This window comes from Vibrio sp. V12_P9A6T4 (assembly GCF_963874835.1).
GTDB classification, from domain to species: Bacteria; Pseudomonadota; Gammaproteobacteria; order Enterobacterales; family Vibrionaceae; genus Vibrio; species Vibrio anguillarum.
In genome coordinates this window covers 44,796-63,721 of sequence record NZ_CAWNJO010000034.1, presented here as the reverse complement: position 1 = coordinate 63,721, position 18,926 = coordinate 44,796, and the positions used below count along the sequence as shown (strand labels likewise).

General features: G+C 43.9%; 18 protein-coding genes. 1 reads left to right on the top strand and 17 read right to left on the bottom strand.

Annotation, left to right across the window (positions count from 1 at the left end; genetic code table 11):
* Nucleotides 1–11 precede the first annotated feature (11 nt).
* The 4 genes from vpsN to AACQ42_RS03125 all read right to left on the bottom strand — a co-directional run bounded on the left by vpsN (nucleotide 12) and on the right by AACQ42_RS03125 (nucleotide 4,115).
* Complete coding sequence (vpsN, locus tag AACQ42_RS03140) at nucleotides 12–530, bottom strand: exopolysaccharide export protein VpsN (protein WP_017045832.1); 519 nt, start codon at nucleotides 528–530, stop codon at nucleotides 12–14.
* A 6-nt stretch (nucleotides 531–536) separates the two neighbouring features.
* Nucleotides 537–1,727, bottom strand: a complete 1,191-nt coding sequence (locus AACQ42_RS03135; RefSeq protein ID WP_013857349.1) for an outer membrane beta-barrel protein — start codon at nucleotides 1,725–1,727, stop codon at nucleotides 537–539.
* Nucleotides 1,728–1,747: 20 nt separating this feature from the next.
* Complete coding sequence (gene vpsL, locus AACQ42_RS03130; protein ID WP_069211921.1) at nucleotides 1,748–3,142, bottom strand: exopolysaccharide biosynthesis glycosyltransferase VpsL; 1,395 nt, start codon at nucleotides 3,140–3,142, stop codon at nucleotides 1,748–1,750.
* 373 nt (nucleotides 3,143–3,515) lie between these two features.
* On the bottom strand, nucleotides 3,516–4,115 hold the full coding sequence (locus AACQ42_RS03125; RefSeq protein ID WP_094165699.1) for a YitT family protein: 600 nt from the start codon (nucleotides 4,113–4,115) through the stop codon (nucleotides 3,516–3,518).
* A gap of 346 nt (nucleotides 4,116–4,461) precedes the next feature.
* Between AACQ42_RS03125 and glyA the strand changes: the two genes are divergently transcribed.
* A complete protein-coding gene (gene glyA, locus AACQ42_RS03120; protein ID WP_013857345.1) occupies nucleotides 4,462–5,712 on the top strand; it encodes a serine hydroxymethyltransferase in 1,251 nt (416 codons plus the stop codon).
* Nucleotides 5,713–5,832: 120 nt separating this feature from the next.
* Here glyA and AACQ42_RS03115 read toward each other — a convergent pair whose 3' ends face one another.
* The 13 genes from AACQ42_RS03115 to leuS form a co-directional block, all read right to left on the bottom strand.
* Complete coding sequence (locus AACQ42_RS03115) at nucleotides 5,833–6,159, bottom strand: hypothetical protein (RefSeq protein WP_013857344.1); 327 nt, start codon at nucleotides 6,157–6,159, stop codon at nucleotides 5,833–5,835.
* 146 nt (nucleotides 6,160–6,305) lie between these two features.
* Nucleotides 6,306–7,274 carry a lipoyl synthase gene (gene lipA / locus AACQ42_RS03110; protein WP_013857343.1) on the bottom strand — a complete coding sequence of 323 codons (969 nt, stop codon included), beginning with the start codon at nucleotides 7,272–7,274 and terminating at the stop codon, nucleotides 6,306–6,308.
* Between the two features lie 5 nt (nucleotides 7,275–7,279).
* Nucleotides 7,280–7,933: a lipoyl(octanoyl) transferase LipB gene (gene lipB, locus AACQ42_RS03105; RefSeq protein WP_094165698.1), complete on the bottom strand. Its 654-nt coding sequence runs from the start codon at nucleotides 7,931–7,933 to the stop codon at nucleotides 7,280–7,282.
* Nucleotides 7,934–8,146: 213 nt separating this feature from the next.
* Nucleotides 8,147–8,425, bottom strand: a complete 279-nt coding sequence (gene ybeD / locus AACQ42_RS03100) for a DUF493 family protein YbeD (protein ID WP_010317329.1) — start codon at nucleotides 8,423–8,425, stop codon at nucleotides 8,147–8,149.
* Nucleotides 8,426–8,544: 119 nt separating this feature from the next.
* Nucleotides 8,545–9,723 (bottom strand): serine hydrolase, encoded by a 1,179-nt coding sequence (locus AACQ42_RS03095; RefSeq protein WP_017045828.1) that lies wholly within the window; start codon nucleotides 9,721–9,723, stop codon nucleotides 8,545–8,547.
* Nucleotides 9,724–9,815: 92 nt separating this feature from the next.
* Nucleotides 9,816–10,598: a septal ring lytic transglycosylase RlpA family protein gene (locus AACQ42_RS03090; protein ID WP_017045827.1), complete on the bottom strand. Its 783-nt coding sequence runs from the start codon at nucleotides 10,596–10,598 to the stop codon at nucleotides 9,816–9,818.
* 2 nt (nucleotides 10,599–10,600) lie between these two features.
* On the bottom strand, nucleotides 10,601–11,722 hold the full coding sequence (gene rodA, locus AACQ42_RS03085) for a rod shape-determining protein RodA (RefSeq protein WP_013857338.1): 1,122 nt from the start codon (nucleotides 11,720–11,722) through the stop codon (nucleotides 10,601–10,603).
* Entirely contained in the window at nucleotides 11,722–13,602 is a 1,881-nt protein-coding gene (gene mrdA / locus AACQ42_RS03080) for a penicillin-binding protein 2 (protein ID WP_013857337.1), read from the bottom strand. Before mrdA ends, rodA begins: the two co-directional genes overlap by 1 nt.
* 6 nt (nucleotides 13,603–13,608) lie before the next feature.
* The gene (gene rlmH / locus AACQ42_RS03075) at nucleotides 13,609–14,079 is read right to left on the bottom strand and encodes a 23S rRNA (pseudouridine(1915)-N(3))-methyltransferase RlmH (protein ID WP_013857336.1); all 471 of its coding nucleotides are present in this window, start codon (nucleotides 14,077–14,079) and stop codon (nucleotides 13,609–13,611) included.
* A 3-nt stretch (nucleotides 14,080–14,082) separates the two neighbouring features.
* Complete coding sequence (gene rsfS / locus AACQ42_RS03070; protein ID WP_013857335.1) at nucleotides 14,083–14,400, bottom strand: ribosome silencing factor; 318 nt, start codon at nucleotides 14,398–14,400, stop codon at nucleotides 14,083–14,085.
* Nucleotides 14,401–14,462: 62 nt separating this feature from the next.
* Nucleotides 14,463–15,488 carry a DNA polymerase III subunit delta gene (gene holA / locus AACQ42_RS03065; protein ID WP_013857334.1) on the bottom strand — a complete coding sequence of 342 codons (1,026 nt, stop codon included), beginning with the start codon at nucleotides 15,486–15,488 and terminating at the stop codon, nucleotides 14,463–14,465.
* Nucleotides 15,489–15,497: 9 nt separating this feature from the next.
* Nucleotides 15,498–16,124, bottom strand: a complete 627-nt coding sequence (locus tag AACQ42_RS03060) for an LPS-assembly lipoprotein LptE (RefSeq protein WP_094165697.1) — start codon at nucleotides 16,122–16,124, stop codon at nucleotides 15,498–15,500.
* A 136-nt stretch (nucleotides 16,125–16,260) separates the two neighbouring features.
* Nucleotides 16,261–18,834: a leucine--tRNA ligase gene (gene leuS, locus AACQ42_RS03055; RefSeq protein WP_094165696.1), complete on the bottom strand. Its 2,574-nt coding sequence runs from the start codon at nucleotides 18,832–18,834 to the stop codon at nucleotides 16,261–16,263.
* Between the last annotated feature and the right edge of the window lie 92 nt (nucleotides 18,835–18,926).

Sequence of the window (18,926 nt, the reverse complement as noted above, 5' to 3'; positions counted from 1 at the left end):
AACTAAGTTACCTAAAAAAAGCTTTCTTCTACGGTGAGAATGTCACCAGGCTGAATTTTATGAAGCAATGTTACTTTTACTGGCTTGGCCTCAGGAGCATCACTTGATGATATATAGATCTTAGTTTTAGAGGCTCGCTCAGTGAATCCACCCGCAATCGTAATGGCTTTGTTTACGGTTAACCCCGGATGATACGGATAACTCCCGGATATTTTCACTTGTCCGTTGATAAAATAGGGACGATATTCGACTATGCTGACAAAAACATTGGGGTTAACCAGATACCCATCGATTAAACCATTGTGGATAGCAGTTTTTACTTCCTCAATCGTTTTTCCTTTCAGTTTAATTCGTCCCAAAAAAGGGTAATCAATGTTACCACTGTCACCCACACGCGTTTCAATAGATAACTCTGGTTCATCATAAACTTGAATCCGAATTTGATCCCCAACGCCTAACTTATAAAAACTCTCATTGGCCAATGTTGACCAGGAAAGACAACTCAATAGAATGACTAAGAAGTACTTCATCGTAAGTTACATCACACCTTCAATAGCAAAGTAATAAACATTTTGATCGTAGCTTAACGAACTGATGCTGGAATCTCTCGATTCAAGTTGGTAGCCGACTTTGAATGTTAGCCAACGACGAAAATCGTAGCTTAATGAAAGTGTTACCTTACTGGTGTCATCGTCGCGAGCAGTGCTGGTGTAATTCTCGCTTAATAGAGAATAATCGACGTTAGAAGAGATGATGTCACTCCAATTGTGTGTCCAATTTGCGTTATACACTTTGGTATCGATTGAATCACCTGTACCGTCAGTATCGGTTGATTTACGATTTGTTTTCAACTGCACTGCAGAGTATGTGCGGATGAGATAAGTGACATCAATATCCCATGAAAAAGAGTCGAAATCTTCCCTAGAAGAGGATTCAAAATCTTTATGTTGCATACCGACCTTGGCATTTCCCTGCAGTTTCCCTGTTGCGTCCCACGAGGTACCAACATATCCCATATAATGGGTGCTGTCTTTGAGAGTTGAGCCTGGGGCTATATCACTATAATGCCTATCATTAACGATAATTTGGAAAACCAACGATGTTTTTGGCAGCGCTTTATAGTATAGAGAGCTGTTGAATCGTAATTCATCCCAATTTTGGTATTGAGTAATATTTTGGTTGTTTTTATAGTCCAAATTGCCCCAGCCAAGGTTGGTTTCTATTCGACCTTTGGCGTCTTCACCACCAAAACCGTAACCGAGGTTGAAGTTATTGGTGTTGTATTCGTTGTACGACAAATTGAGTGTCGTATCGTTATCACCACGCTGTTCATGAGTTAATGCAAGAGCATAGCTGAAGTCAACTCGATGCTTGGAATTGAGCTCCCAGTCACTGGCTAAATCAAAGAAATGGTCAGTGTAGTTATCTTTGCTAGAGCTGAAAAAATCGCCTCTTTGTAGTCGATAACCTACGCGATGTTTCTGGCCACTTGTCGGCTCTATTGCTAAACCGATACCTGGTTCGAACACTGAATATTGGGAATGTTCGAGATCTTGTGACGCTTTTGCTAAGTTGTCGTTATAACCCGTTGATAAGTTTAAAAACGGTACAATAGCAATCCCTGACTCAGTCATAATTGGGTTAGGTTGCGGTTTTGCTTGTACGGCTGATAACGCAAAAAAAGCCAAACCAAAGGACGCGATTCTATTTAAATTAGTTGTTTTCATATGAGTATGCTTTATCCATTCTAGTAAGCATTCTTGCCTACAAATCCTTTAAATACGGTGAGAAATACGATTTTGATGTCGAACCACAACGACCATCTGTGTATATAGTCCAAATCAAATTGGACACGTTTTTCCATTTTATCTAGCGTATCGGTTTCACCACGCCAGCCATTAATTTGTGCCCAGCCAGTAATTCCTGGTTTTACTTTATGTCTCAGCATGTAGCGGTTAACGATCGTTCGATATTCTTCGTTGTGCGCTACGGCATGAGGGCGAGGGCCGACAATAGACATTCGACCTTGTAGCACATTAATAAACTGTGGTAGCTCATCTAATGATGTCTTTCGAATAAACGCACCAAAAGGAGTCACTCGGGGATCATTTTTTGTTGCTTGCGTCACTTTGTTCCCATTGTCCATGGCACGCATGCTTCTGAATTTCCATACTTTGATAGACTTTCCATCCAGCCCATAACGCATCTGTTTGAAAATAATGGGACCTGGTGAGCTGAGTTTCACGCCTACTGCAACTGCAATAAGGACAGGACTGATTAAAATCAAGATAAGACTACTTAAGACTAAATCTTCAAAACGTTTTAGCCACGTACCTAACCCATTGAACGGTGTGTCAAAAATACTAAAAGCATTAACATCGCCGATGGTATACCAACGCGAATGCAGTAAATTGAAGGTGAAAAAGTCTGGCACAATATAGGTATTCACTGTGCTATCCGAAAAGGCCTCTAGAATCTTGCTGATTCGATGCTGGGCTTGCATTGGTAGTGCTATGTACACACTTTTTACTTCACCGTTTTTGGCAAGTGTTAATGCATCATTAACTTTACCGAGCACTGGAATATCGCTTGCGATACGTTCATCACCCCTATCATCGTAAAAGCCAGTCAGTTTAATACCTAACTCAGGGTTATTGATGAGATTTTTCGATAGTTCTAGGCCCTGCGGTGTCATGCCGATAATGACAGCTTTAGTGGTGTGATAACCTTTTTTATGTAGATAGTAAATGACTGTAAATGCGACGAAGCGCCAAAGCAGTAATAAAATAAATGATCCGACAAACCAAAAACCTAAAATTAAACGTGAGAAATCGCTTCCAGTTTTTGTGAAATAACCAACTAAAGTTAAGCAGCCAACAGTTGAAGCCCAACAAAAAGCAGTGTGTAGAGTTAAAACTCTAAGTTTTGTGGTTCGCCAACCGCTGTATATATCAAGGCTTTCAGCAATAAATGAATAAAAAATAACCCCTAAAAGTCCCACAGATATATAAGACATCGTAACGATATGTGAGTGAAACTTTAGTGTAATATACATTGTGATCAGTATTACTAAGCAATCTATCAGGCGGTAGAAAAATTTACCTTGATAGTTAGAAATACGGATCCTTCCTCTTTCACCCATTGTAGAAGCTCCTAACCGCTCAATTATTAAGGTAACGAATAATAATTATTTTTTAGCAGTGCATTCTCATATTAAGCTCCGACGACTTCAACTGATCAGGTGCATCAAAAATAAGACGCGATGTGTGATATATGGAATGGGTGACTGTATTTTGGGTTTTTCAATTTGAGATAGAGTACGGAGAGTCGGATAAGGTGATGTAATCACTTACTATTACTGCATTAACTTAATGTGGTGACCTTGTTAGAGGACCTTTATATAAGAGCTAGCTAATGTTTAAATAAAAATAATGGAGGGTATTTACGGTGTAAGAATTAAGGCTAAATTTGGTTGTGTTTTTATCTCTTCTTAATCTTATGGGTATTGCGACAGCTTAAGGGTAAGTCACGCTATATCGTGTGGGTTTATGATTCATTGCTAACACAAGGTTAAGTGAGACAGCCCCGAGCACAGACAGTGTGGCAATGGAAAACGAAACAAAAAAGGCAGAAGCAGCTAAAATTGAGCAATCTATAACCAACTGACTTTTGCCAACAGGGATCCCAAATTTATCTTGAATAAATAAACACAAGATATTAAAGCCACCCAAGCTGGAACGGTGACGAAAGAGAATTAACATGCCAAGACCCATTAATAATCCCCCGGCAATGGCGCAGTAAATTTCATTGACCATTTCCAAAGAAATTACCAAATAAAGATGGTCCGCAAAAATAGAGACTAGTGCGCCGGATAGCGCGCTGTTGATGGCAAAGCGATGACCAAATCGTTTCCAAGCCAAAATGTAAAAAGGGGTGTTAGCCAAAAAATAAATGCTACCAAATGAGGCTGGGACTAACTGGCTGATCAGCAGTGCTAAACCAGCGGTTCCACCTGTCAGTAAATGAGCGGACTGGAGAAAGAAGACGCCTTGTGCGACCAAAAAGGTTCCCGTTAAAATGGCAACCCAATCTTCTTTACGTGTGTGTGTTCGCATCGATAAATAATTTTAATAGCTAAGAATGGCGAGCATAGTAAAGAAAAAGTAATATTTTCGGTAGATAGAGAGTGAAAATTGAGGTAAACCTATGTAATTGCAGCTTTACAAGGTGTAAAGCAGAATGGTTGACATACTAACTCATCATTATCCAACTTACTGTTTAGCATGAGTTACCTCACTATCCATTATGAAAAAACTGCATGATAATTTCTGTAATTTGTTCTTTATGACCCAGATCAAATTATGTAGAATGTGCGCCATATTACGGTGACGAAAACGTTTGCTTTTGGTCGTTGTGTGGTTTTTTTGAAACTTTCAGTAAAATCTGAGTCAGGAGATACAGATGCTTAAGCGTGATATGAACATCGCAGATTACGATGCGGACCTGTTCGCAGCTATTCAAGAAGAGACTCTTCGTCAGGAAGAACACATTGAACTTATCGCTTCGGAAAACTACACAAGTCCACGTGTAATGGAAGCGCAAGGTTCACAGCTCACCAATAAATACGCTGAAGGTTACCCAGGTAAACGCTATTACGGTGGTTGTGAGTTTGTCGATAAAGTAGAAACACTGGCGATTGAACGTGCGTGTGAACTGTTTGGCGCAGACTATGCGAACGTGCAGCCGCATTCTGGCTCACAAGCAAACAACGCGGTTTATATGGCGTTGCTTAACGCAGGTGATACCGTATTAGGAATGAGCTTGGCACACGGTGGTCATTTGACTCACGGTTCTCCTGTCAACTTTTCCGGTAAGCTGTACAACATCATTCCTTATGGCATTGATGCAAAAGGTCAAATTAATTACGAAGAGATGGAAGCATTAGCGGTTGAGCATCAGCCAAAAATGATCATCGGTGGCTTCTCTGCTTATTCACAAGTTTGCGACTGGAAAAGAATGCGTGAAATTGCTGATAAAGTGGGCGCTTACTTGTTTGTTGATATGGCGCATGTAGCTGGTTTGATTGCGGCGGGTGTTTACCCTAACCCAGTTCCTCATGCCCACGTAGTGACGACCACTACCCACAAAACACTGGCAGGTCCTCGTGGTGGCCTTATTCTTTCGAATGCAGGTGAAGACTTATATAAGAAGCTTAACTCAGCCGTATTCCCTGGTGGTCAAGGTGGTCCTTTAATGCACGTTATCGCAGGTAAAGCGGTCGCGTTCAAAGAAGCTCTAGAACCAGAGTTCAAAGAGTATCAAAAACGCGTTGTCGCCAATGCGAAAGCGATGGTGGCCGAGTTTTTGGCTCGTGGTTACAACATTGTTTCAGGTTCCACAGAAAATCACCTGTTCCTTGTCGATTTGATCGATAAAAATATTACAGGTAAAGATGCTGATGCGGCATTGGGTGCGGCTAACATTACAGTGAACAAAAACTCTGTACCGAATGATCCACGTAGCCCATTTGTGACCTCTGGCATCCGCGTGGGTTCTCCATCAATTACTCGCCGTGGTTTTACTGAAGCTGATGCGAAAGCACTAGCTGGATGGATGTGTGATATTTTGGACAACATGGGTGATGAATCTGTGATTCAAGCAACGAAGGCAAAAGTGTTAGAAATTTGTAAGCGTTTGCCTGTATACGCGTAGTGTTACGCACAATAAAATAAAAGCTCCTAATATTCAGGAGCTTTTTTATTTGGTCATTATTTATTTTATTGAGCACCAATAAGAAGAGTGGCCTCTCGCTGTTGAATGTGCTCTGCAGAACTATTTTGCAATGCTGAGCAATGTGCCTGACTTACATTGAAAAGAGTAATATTTTGTGCTCTCGTTAAATTTGCCTAAACCTTCACCATCACAATACTCAATATTAATATTGCGCATAGTATCAAGTGTCTTTTCGCTATTTAAGGCAAACTTAGAGCCGTCAGCGCAGACAATACGAACGCGGCCATCATCACTCACAGAGTAAATGTTGACTTCAGTATTACAAAGCTCAAAGGAGGCTTCACGATAGTTATCTTGCTGAGTATTAGATGCACAACCGGCCATTAAAGTGGCTGTAACAAGTGCTAATGTACTGATCGTTTTCATATTAATAAATCCCTAGCTTTGTTATCTATTTTCTATGCCGTTAGCCTATAGAACATAGAATCAATATTCAAGCTTCAATCATTAACCGAGCAGAGTCTCAAAAACCGATGAGTGAACATCGGCTTGAGTGAACTTGTGCTGTGTGGTTATTTCACTTCTAGCCCTTTGGCTTGCATATCCGCATGATAGGAGGAACGTACGAACGGGCCACAGGCGGCGTGAGTAAATCCAAGCTCTAGTGCGATCTCTTTAAGTTCGTCAAATTCAGACGGTGGAACGTAGCGTTCAACTGGCAGGTGATGGCGACTCGGTGCTAAATATTGACCAAGAGTCAGCATTGTGACGTCGTGAGCGCGAAGATCTTTCAATACTTCCACTATCTCTTCTTTTGTTTCACCAAGCCCCATCATGATGCCTGATTTGGTAGGGATACTTGGATGTTGTTGCTTGAATTTCTTCAACAGTTCCAGTGACCATTTATAGTTTGCCCCAGGACGCGCCTTACGATATAGACGTGGTGCGGTTTCTAAGTTGTGGTTAAACACATCCGGTGGGTTATCTTTGAGTAGTTCAAGGGCGATATCCATTCGGCCACGAAAATCCGGTACTAACGTTTCGATACGGATCTCTGGGTTTAATGCTCGAATTTCACGGTTACAGTCGGCAAAATGTTGGGCACCACCATCACGTAGGTCATCACGGTCAACTGAGGTGATAACCACGTATTTCAACTTCATATCCTTAATGGTTTGCGCCAGTTTTTGTGGTTCGTTTGTCTCTGGGGCATTTGGCCGTCCATGAGCAACGTCACAAAATGGGCACCGTCTTGTACAGATGGCGCCTAAAATCATAAAGGTGGCGGTTCCGTGGTTAAAGCATTCTGCTAGGTTAGGGCAAGACGCTTCTTCACACACCGAATGGAGATTATTTTTACGCATTGCTGATTTGATCTCTTGGATGCGTTGGCTATCACTCGGCAGCTTAATTTTCATCCACTCGGGCTTACGCAAAACTTCTTTTTGTTCGGCGGCTGGCATATTTTTTACAGGAATTAATGCCATCTTATCAGCGTCGCGGTATTTAACGCCTTTTTCCATTTGGATCGGTTTGCTCATGCTTTTTACCTTTGAAGAGGTGCTTCTGTGCTGAATTCTACTTGCTCGTAAGCCAATATGTTAACGAGTTCTATTATAAGTTGTTTTTCTACGGTTTGTAGTTCTGTCGGGCCGCCCAGTTCACTGACTTGGGCCATTTCTAAACCCTGATAGCCACAAGGGTTAATGCGTAGGAAAGGGGAGAGATCCATGTTGACGTTTAGCGCTAAACCATGAAACGAACAACCTTTACGGATCCGTAACCCAAGAGAGCAGATTTTTTTCCCTTTGACATAGACACCAGGGGCATCTGGTCTTGCGGCTGAGTCAATACGGTATGCTTGCAAGGTATTGATCACGATCTGTTCAATTTTGGTCACTAACTCTCTTACACCTAATTTTTTGCGGCGCAAATCGATCAAGAAATAAGCCACCAGTTGGCCTGGACCATGGTAGGTAACTTGGCCGCCTCGGTCACTTTGTACCACTGGAATATCGCCAGTATTGAGAAGATGCTCAGCTTTACCTGCTTGGCCTTGGGTAAAAACTGGTTGATGTTCGACAAGCCAAACCTGATCCTGTGTGCTTTCGGTTCTTGTATCGGTAAATTCATGCATAGCTTCCCATACAGGAAGGTATTCTTGGCGACCCAGACGTTTTACAACAAGCGAATTTAACATCAGCGTGACTCATCTACCGTATAAATAAAGTTTTTGGATTATAAACTTCTTCCAGCGAATGGACTACTAATGAGGACGATAAATTTGTCCTTAGTGTGATGGGGTATATGCTAGCTATATGATTTATATTAAAAAAGCAGCCTAAGCTGCTTTCAAAAAAAATTGAATAAATCAAAAAATGAGAGGCTAGGCATCTCAATCACGGTTTTTGGGCTACAGAACCATACGTACGATATCGATCTCGCCTAGCTCTTTGTACAGTATTTCAACTTGCTCGATAGAGGTGGCGGTAATGTTAATCGATAAGGAGTGATAAGTCCCTTTTGCACTGGGTTTAACTCGTGGGCTGTAATCACCTGGAGCGTGACGTTGGATTACTTCAAGAACCTTCTCTGGAAGTTCGGGCTTTGCGTGGCCCATCACCTTGTAGGTAAATGAACAAGGAAACTCGAGTAAGTCTTTGAGTTTTGCATCAGAGTTGATAGTCAGCATAATGGAAACTCCCGTTGATAATTCGATTAGCGGTGGCGAATACTACAGCGAATGTTGATGGAACTCAATAATCACAAAGCCGCGGTAAGGCGGCTTTGTTTTATCTTCTACAAGGGATATCAGAATAACCCTTTGAAAAGCAATATAATGTAGTCCCAAAGACGGCTAAATATGCTGCCTTCATCCACATTTTCTAATGCCAAAAGAGGGTATTCAGCCACGTCTTTGCCATCAAGCTGGTAGTAAAGCTTACCGACCACATCGCCTTGGCTTATTGGCGCTCTGAGCTCTTTTTCAAGAACAAAGCTTGCGCTGAGATCCTTCGCTTGACCGCGAGGGAGTGTAACGTAAGTATCTTCATTGACACCAAGCGCCACTTTATCCTTGTCACCCATCCAGATTTTTTCTTCGACGAATGTTTCACCTGCTTTGTGTGGCGCAACGGTTTCGAAGAATCTAAAGCCATAGCTCAGAAGTTTTTTACTTTCTGATTTACGAGCATTTTCATCTTTGGTCCCCATAACCACAGCAACGAGGCGCATTTTCCCTTCCGTTGCAGAGCTAACTAAACTGTACCCAGCATTACTCGTATGACCGGTTTTAATACCATCTACGTTCATACTTTTATCCCACAGCAAACCATTTCGGTTGTACTGGGTAATCCCGTTATAGGTATATTTCTGCTCTGAATAAATACGGTACTCGTTTGGTACATCACGAATCAACGCTTGACCTAGTAGCGCCATGTCATATGGAGTTGAATAGAGATTTGGGTTATCTAGACCGTGTACGTTAGCAAAGTGCGTATTGCTCATTTTTAGTGAACTTGCCCACGCATTCATTAGGTCAACAAAAGCGTCTTCTGAGCCAGCAATGTGTTCAGCCATCGCCACGCAAGCGTCATTACCAGACTGAATGATGATACCTTTGTTCAGTTCTTCTACGGTAACTGTAGTGCCGACTTCAATAAACATTTTAGAAGAGTCAGGGAAGTTTTTAGCCCACGCATTTTTACTGACCACCACTTTATCTTGTGGAGAGATATTGCCACGTTTCAGTTCTTGGCCAATCACGTAGCTGGTCATCATTTTCGTCAAACTTGCAGGTGAAAGTTTGGTGTTCATCTCTTTTTCTGCCAGCACTTTACCTGAATGGTAGTCCATCAACACATAGCCTTTAGCGGCAATCTGAGGAGCATCAGGTATCACGATAGGCGCAGAAAATACTGAGCTAGTAAAGGTTGCAGAAAGCGCAATAGAAGACGCTAGAATCGGTTTTAAGAATGTGTGTTTTTTCATGAGGAATGCAAATTATCTTATTAACTGTCCATATCTTAACAGAAACGACCTATCAAACCAGAGCTTGAATCAAGATCACTGGATTTGATAAGTCACTGAGTGACGGGTTGCGCTTTGATGAAGGCGGTCTCGTAACCGAGTAATTTAACTTTTTCTAGCGTTTGTTGAGTCAGGGCATCGTCATTAAATGGCCCTAAAAATACGCGATGACTGCCATTCACACTGTCTACAAAGCTTTCAACCGTCAATGTTTGACTCAATTGTTCGGATAAAGTTCGTATTCTTTGCTCTGATTTTGCAGAGGCAACTTGGATGAGATATTGAACCTTCTTTTTCTGTGGTGACGTCGTGATGGGTTTATCGATGGTGATGACTTCGATAGCCACATTCGCAGTCCCGGTTTGAACTACACCCAATTTGTAAGCGGCAGCGTAACTTAAATCAATAATTCGTCCCTCATGAAAGGGACCGCGATCGTTTACCCGAACGATCGCGGTTTTTTTGTTATCTAAATTCGTTACTTTAACGTAGCTGGGTAACGGCAACGTTTTATGGGCGGCCGTCATCGAATACATGTCGTAGATTTCACCGTTGGATGTCAGATGTCCATGAAACTTTTTTCCATACCACGAGGCTTGGCCTTTCTCTGTAAATCCTTTGGCCTCTTTGACAATGGTGTAGTTTATGCCTCTCAAAGTGTAATTCTTGTTGCCGCCCAAACTATAGGGTTCGTATTGCGGATGTGCATCTTCAATATGCTCAACCGAGAGTGGCGTGTTAGGGGCCACGTCGTCTGTTATTGAATAGCGGCTTGAAGAGCTACAACCGATGAGAAATAGACTCGTTAATATAAAGATAAATAGGGAGTTTCTCATGCTTAGGTTGCCTTAGAAAATGCTTTTCGGTGAGTGTGGATAGACATCAGTATGCCAAAGCCAGCCATGAGAGTGACCATGGAAGTACCACCATAGCTGATGAGGGCTAAGGGAACACCAACCACGGGTAAAATACCACTGACCATACCTATGTTTACAAAAACGTAAACAAAGAAGCTGAGTACAATACTTCCTGCCATCATTCGCCCAAAAGCCGTTTGCGCGTTGCTCGCGAGGTATAGACCACGTCCGATGATAAAGAGATAAATAGCGAGTAAACACAAGATGCCAATCATGCCCCACTCTTCAGCAATGACGGCAAAAATGAAGTCGGTGTGCCGCTCAGGTAAGAATTCAAGTTGCGACTGTGTGCCGTGTAGCCATCCTTTTCCTGACAACCCACCAGACCCAATGGCTATTTTACTCTGAATGATATGATAGCCTGCACCGAGTGGATCGGATTCCGGATTGAAAAGTGTTCTGACTCGGGTTTTTTGATATTCACGCATCAGAAAGAACCAAAGCACAGGTATGAAGCCACCCAAAGCCACGGCGGCAGAAAAAATGATTCGCCAGCTTATTCCAGATAAGAAAATGACAAAAATGCCGGAGGCTGCAATCAATATTGAAGTGCCAAGATCGGGCTGCTTCGCGATTAGCACGGTAGGGATAAACACCATTAACAGCGAAACGACTAGGGTTTTAAAGGTGGGTGGAAGAGAACGTTTCCCTATGTAGCGAGCAACCATGAGAGGCACTGCGAGTTTAAGCAATTCTGAGGGCTGAAAACGAACAAAGCCTAAATTTAACCAGCGCTGAGCTCCCTTGGACGATTCGCCAAAAAACAGCACGCCGAGCAACAACAGTACGCCACAGAAAAACATAAAGGGTGCAAGAGACTCATAAGTTCTTGGGGAAATTTGAGCAAGAAAGATCATCACACCGAGAGCCAGTACCATGCGCATGGCTTGGCGATCCATCATAGTTAAGCTCTGACCGCTGGCGCTGTACATCACGACCAGCCCAAACCCCATCAATAACAAAATACCCAGCAGTAATGGCAAGTCGATGTGCAAACGCTCAAAAAGCGCTCGATTTTGTCCTGTTGAAGGATCCAGTTCCATTATTTTTCAGCCTCTTTACCTAGAATGGCGCGGTCAAATATTTTCCTAACAACGGGTCCACCATTGCCAGAACCTCCCCCTGCGTTTTCGAGTACCAGAGTGACAATAAGCTGCGGGTCATCTACAGGCGCAAAGCCTGTGAATAGGGCATGGTCACGAAGGTGTTCGGCTAATTCATCGGCCTTATACACTTGGTTTTCTGCCAAGCCAAACACTTGCGCAGTTCCAGATTTTCCAGCGCTGACATATTTCATATTGGTAAATGAGCGCCGTGCGGTTCCTTTTTTACCGTGGTTTACAAGACGCATGCCATTGATTGCGATGTCCCAATAGCGTTTCGGCACCCCTTCGATCGGTGGCGAAGTTTCTAATTCTGAAAGCTCTTGCCTGCTAAACTCTTCACCATTTTTGAGCGTCGAACGCAATAAATGCGGCGCAATCACTTTGCCGTGATTAACCAGCACGGAAGTCGCTTTGGCAATTTGCATCGGTGTTGATGTCCAATACCCTTGACCAATGCCGACCGGAATCGTATCACCTTGATACCAAGGGGTGCGGTGACGTGCCATTTTCCATTCACGCGTTGGCATGTTCGCTTTGCCTTCTTCATAAATGTCTAAACCTGTATAGTCACCAAAGCCAAATTTCATCATCCAACTAGAGAGACGATCAATACCCAAGTCGTAGGCGATTTGGTAAAAGAAGGTATCGACAGACTCTTCGAGTGCCTTATTAATGTCCACTCGCCCATGCCCCCAGCGCAACCAGTCTCGGAAGGGCCGCGTTTTGGAGTTTGGTATCACCCAATAACCAGGATCATTACGTGTTGTTGTTGGGGTTATAACCCCTTCTTGAAGTGCAGCGACAGCAATAAAAGGTTTAATCGTTGAGCCGGGAGGGTAAATACCAAGTGTCGCTCGATTGACTAACGGGCGGTCTGGGTCATTGAGAAGTTCGTTGTAGGCGGCGCTAGAAATACCATGTACGAATGGGTTTGGATCGTAGCTTGGACTTGATGCCATGGTAAGGACACCGTTATCTTTTGGATCGAGCACTACAATTGAACCTCGCCGGCCATCCAACAACTTGTGCACATAAAGCTGCAGATCAATGTCCAAGCTTAACACAATGTCTTTCCCTGCCACGGGAGGGACGTATTTTAAGGTGCGAATGATGCGTCCTCGGCTATTGACCTCAACTTCTTGGTAGCCAGCCGTGCCGTGCAGCACATCCTCATAAAAGCGTTCAATCCCCAGTTTGCCAATATCACGAGTGGCTTGGTAATTGGCTGAGCGCTCTTCGCGTTCTAGACGTTCCATATCTCGGTCATTGATTCTAGATACATAACCGATAACATGAGTGAGAACTTCACCATAGGGGTAGTAGCGCTTTAAGCTTGCGCTTACTGATACACCGGGAAACTTGTGCTGATTGACCGAAAAAATAGCCACTTCTTCCGGTGTTAACTGTGTCAAAAGCGGCACTGAATTAAACCGGCGTGTCTGACGACGCTCTTTTTCAAAGGTGGCAATTTTTTCTGGTGAGATGGTCAGGTATTGCTGTAAGCGCGTGATCGTATCATCCATATCGCGCACTTGCTCAGGTGTGATCTCTAAGTTGAATACTGGGCGGTTTTCCGCTAGTAGCACACCATTGCGGTCATAAATTAACCCTCGATTAGGCGCAATCGGGACGATTTTGATTCGGTTATCGTTGGATCGCGTTTTGTAATCTTGATATTGGTTAATTTGAATATGGTACAAATTGGTAAGCAGAACGCCCACCAGCATGATGATCGCGATAAAAGAGACAATTGCTCGGTTGCGAAACAGCCGAGCTTCTGATTGGTAGTCACGAATTTGGCTACGCTTACGTAACATGAATAGTTATTCTCGGTGATAAGGGTGATTAGCCGTAATACTCCAAGCGCGGTACAAACTCTCTGCCATGACCACTCGAACCAAAGGGTGAGGAAGTGTCAACGGCGAAAGCGACCAGCTCTGCTCTGCGGCGGCTTTGCATGCAGGAGAAAGCCCTTCAGGGCCACCAATTAAAATCGATACATCACGGGCATCGAGCTTCCAACTTTCAAGTTGTTCCGCCAGTTGTTCGGTATCCCAACGCTTACCTGGAATATCGAGAGTAACAATTCGATTGCTTTTTGGCACGGCCGCGAGCATAGCTTCGCCTTCTTTTTGCAAAATTCTTGCAATATCCGCATTTTTGCCACGTTTGCCCGCTTGTATCTCCACTAATTCAAGCGGCATATCGTGTGGAAAACGTCGGCGGTACTCTTGAAAGCCTTCTTCTACCCATTTCGGCATTTTGGTACCAACGGCAATCAACTGAATTTTCAAAACTTAACTCCAAAGTTTTTCAAGCTGGTACAGATCACGATGCTCTTCTTGCATAACATGCAACATGCTGCTGCCCATGTCTAGTACGACCCATTCGCCTTCACTTTCGCCATCCATACCCAGTGGTTCCATGCCCACTTTTTTGACTTCAGTTGCGACATGTTCGGCAATCGAGGCTACATGTCGTTTTGATGTGCCTGTGCAAATGATCATGTAATCGGTGATGCTAGATTTTCCCTTAACATCTAAGGTTTTGATATCAATGGCTTTCATATCGTCGGCTTTATCGGCAAGAAAGTCTTTCAATTCGTGGTGTTGCAAGCGTCATCTCTTTTAAAAATTGGTCTGGTTACTGACAAAATGGCGCGGAGTATAACACGCCTTCAAGCCAACTTTGATACAACGGACTGTGGCAAGCAAAATTCGACACTGATTTGCTGCAATATTGGCCAAGTTGAGGTTTCATACTGAGTTTTAGTTACTCTTTCGGCTTGGGTGAGTAATGCAATCAGCTGTTTGAGTTTATCTCTCGATAGTCTTTTTAAGCTTGCCGCGTACCAAGGTCGCTTGGATTGCCAAATTCGGTACTTATCAAAGATTGAGCCAATCGGCATTTGGGTTAAATCTTGATGCATTTGCAGCAGCAGCAGCAGCTCTTTTTGTAGGCTACGTATCAGAATCACAGGCTCAGTGCCTTCGGTAATGAGCTGGCGTAAAATACGTTGTGACCGATTCGCTTGCCCTTCGAGCAGCGCATCGACCCAGTGAAAGACAGTGAAGTGGTTATGTCGGCTTAATGACTCTTCTAAGCGGATCAGCGTCAGTAAGCCATCTGGATAGAGTAGCGCGAGTTTTTCTAAGCTTTGAGATAGTGCGAACAGATTGCCTTCATGCCATTGCGCCAGCATCTGCACTGCTTCTTGATCAGGTTTTAGCCCCAATGCGCGGCAGCGCATCATGACAAATTGTGGCAGTTTGCTGATATCCGGGGTTAAGCAACTCACCCAACATCCTAGGCTTGAGAGTGTCTTAAACCATTTAGTGCTTTCTTGTGCTTTGGTCAATTTCTCACCGATGATCACAAGTAGTACGTCAGGATGAAGCGATTGACCTAGGGCGACGAGCTCTTTCGCTGTTGCCGCATTTGCACCCGTTTCAGGTAATTCAATTTCAATGATTTTTTTGCTGGAAAATAAACTTAAAGCTTGGCAGCAGTCATAGACTTGATCCCAGTTTAAATGGGCATCGGCACTGAAACGATGGCGTTCTTCAAATCCTTGTTCTAATGCTTTTTTCTCTATCGCCACGCGTGATTCTTGCAGCAATAGCGGTTCGTTGCCAAACAGTAAGTAAAGCCCCATCAAGGGCTTGTTTAAGTGATCGGCCAGCTTGTCAGCAAATATTCTCATTACTCGCCTTTAGTTTGTCGCAGGAGCCGTGAATTGTGACGGTTCACTTTCCACGGTGTTTATCTCATAGGCCTGCTGGTCTGTTCGCTGCTGTTCATTTTCTTGTTGTTCAAGTTGATGTTCATTCGCTGCAATATCGGCTTTTAGACGTGCCATTTGGCGTAAAATTTGAGTTGCGGCTAGTTTGCGCATCTCATCTTCAATCATGTCTCGCTCTACCGATTTAGCGAGAGCAGTTAATGGGTTATCAAGATAGCTACGAGTCACACTGGTTGAAAACGTTTTTATCCCCACTTCAGGTAGGGTGACGCTATAGGAGGCGTTGAACGTCAATTCCAATTCAGCAGCACGAGTATTTTGATAAAGCGAAAGCGTCCGTTCACCAACACTCTCGTTTATTAGATAGATGTTTGGCACCGTCTCTGAGGGGGAAACAATCTCAATGTCACTCATTCGTAATTGATTTTTTACCATACGAGTGAAGGTACTGTATTGGTCGTAGCTGGTGACAGAGACTCGATTGAGCTCTTCAGGAACGGAGTAATCGCCACGAAGATGAAAGCCGCAAGCGGAGAGTAGGCTGCTCATAATAACAATTAACGATAATTTCAGAGAGTAAGACGAAATTTGGCGCATTGGGGTTAAGTTCTCATATATTTAGGTGACTTATCTTAGCGCTCTATAGCTCTGTGGGTAAGAACGCTAAGATAAATCAACAGGGCAGCGAGCTACCCTGTTGATAAACCAGTTATTACGACATTAGGCTGCGATATTAGTTCGCAACGATGTTCAGTAACTTACCTGGTACATAGATAACTTTACGAACGGTTAAGCCATCCGTAAATTTCATGACGTTCTCGTCCGCTAAACCGAGTGCTTCAACCTGATCTTTACTTGCATCAGCGGCTACGGTCAGCTTACCACGAAGTTTTCCGTTAACTTGTAGGACGATCAGTTTTTCATCTTCCACTAGGGCGGATTCGTCGTAGGTCGGCCACACGGTATTATCTACATCACTCTCACCCAGTGCATTCCACAGTTCAAAGCTGATATGAGGAGTGATTGGGTAAAGCATGCTGACAACCGCTTTTAAAGCCTCGTCGAGAATAGCCCGATCTTGCACGGATTCTTGTGACGCTTTAGTGAGTTTATTCATCAACTCCATAATCGCAGCAATGGCGGTATTGAACGTCTGGCGGCGTGCAATATCGTCAGTCACTTTGGCGATGGTTTTATGCACATCACGACGCAGCGCTTTTTGTTCACCAGTAAGAGAGGCGCTATCTACCGCTTCAGCCACACCTTTAGCGCTATGTTCTGCAACCAGTTTCCAGACGCGTTTTAGGAAGCGGTTAGCACCTTCTACACCAGACTCTTGCCATTCAAGCGTCATGTCAGCCGGAGAGGCAAACATCATGAATAGACGAACCGTATCGGCGCCATACTTATCAACCATCTCTTGCGGGTCGATACCGTTGTTTTTCGACTTAGACATTTTGATCATGCCTGAGTGCTCAACGTTGCGGCCTTGGTTGTCTACGGCTTGAGTGATGCGGCCTTTACCGTCGCGTTCCACTTTTACGTCAGTTGGCGCTACCCACTCTTTGGTGCCTTTCTCGTTCGTGTGGTAGAACGCATCAGCCAATACCATGCCTTGGCAAAGTAGTTGCTTGAAAGGTTCATCTGAAGTGACATAGCCTGCATCACGCAATAGCTTATGGAAGAAGCGTGAGTAGAGCAGGTGCATACAAGCATGCTCAATACCACCGATGTATTGGTCTACTGGTAACCAGTAGTTTGCCTTCGCTGGGTCTAAAATATCGTCCGCTTGTGGTGAACAGTAACGAGCGTAATACCAAGACGACTCCATAAACGTATCGAAGGTATCGGTTTCACGTAGTGCAGGCTCGCCATTAAAGGTGGTTTTGGCCCACTCTTTGTCGGCTTTGATTGGGCTAGTTACACCATCCATCACAACATCTTCTGGTAGAATGACGGGCAGTTGATCAATTGGCACTGGGTGAACTTGGCCATCTTCAGTGGTCACCATAGGAATCGGCGCGCCCCAGTAACGTTGGCGAGAAACCCCCCAGTCACGTAGACGGAAATTAACGGTTTTCTTGCCTTTACCTTCAGCCTCCAGCTTGGCTGCAATAGCATCAAATGCTGCTTGGAAGGCTAAACCATCAAATTCGCCAGAACCAAACAGGACTCCTTTTTCAGTGTACGCATCGCTAGACACATCGACTTCAGAGCCATCTTCTGGTTTGATGACTGGAATGATGTCTAGGCCATATTTGGTGGCGAACTCAAAATCACGTTGGTCATGAGCAGGTACGGCCATCACCGCGCCTGTACCGTAATCCATCAGCACAAAGTTGGCGATATAAATAGGCACTTCACGACCATTTAAAGGATGAATGGCCGTTAGGCCCGTATCCATGCCTTTCTTTTCCATGGTCGCCAGTTCAGCTTCTGCAACTTTGGTGTTCTTACATTCGTCAATAAAAGAAGCTAAAGCAGGGTTATTTTGCGCTGCAATGGTCGCTAATGGATGACCAGCCGCAATGCCCACATAAGTGACACCCATCAAGGTATCAGGGCGAGTGGTATAGACGTCGAGATCTGAATGACCGTTGACACCAAACTTGAGCTCTACGCCTTCTGAGCGACCAATCCAGTTACGCTGCATGGTTTTGACCATTTCAGGCCAACCCTCTAAGTTCTCTAAATCATCCAACAGTTCTTGTGCGTACGCGGTGATCTTAATAAACCATTGTGGGATCTCTTTTTGTTCTACTGGTGTATCACAACGCCAGCAGCAGCCATCTTCAACTTGCTCGTTAGCGAGAACGGTTTGGTCGTTTGGACACCAGTTAACGGAAGAGGTTTTTTTATAGACTAAGCCTTTTTGATACAGCTTAGTGAAGAACTCTTGTTCCCAGCGGTAATATTCTGGCGTGCAAGTGGCGAATTCACGGCTCCAATCGTAGCCAAAACCTAGCAGTTTTAACTGGTTTTTCATGTACTGAATGTTTTCGTAGGTCCAAGGCGCTGGTGCCGTTTTGTTTTTTACAGCCGCATTTTCAGCGGGTAGGCCAAATGCGTCCCAACCAATGGGCTGCATGACGTTTTTACCTTGCAGACGTTGAAAACGAGAGACTACATCACCGATAGTATAGTTACGCACGTGACCCATGTGCAGTCGGCCACTTGGGTATGGGAACATAGAAAGACAGTAGAATTTTTCTTTATTTGGGTCTTCACTTACAACAAAGGTCTTGTTGTCATCCCAGTGCTGTTGAACTTTTTGTTCAATATCTTGCGGGTTATATTGCTCTTGCATCGATGATATCCGGTTATCTTGGAATTTGTGAGTTCGGTTAGAACAGAGTCTAATAGATCGACATAGAATACCTAAAGCAGGGGTACACAACA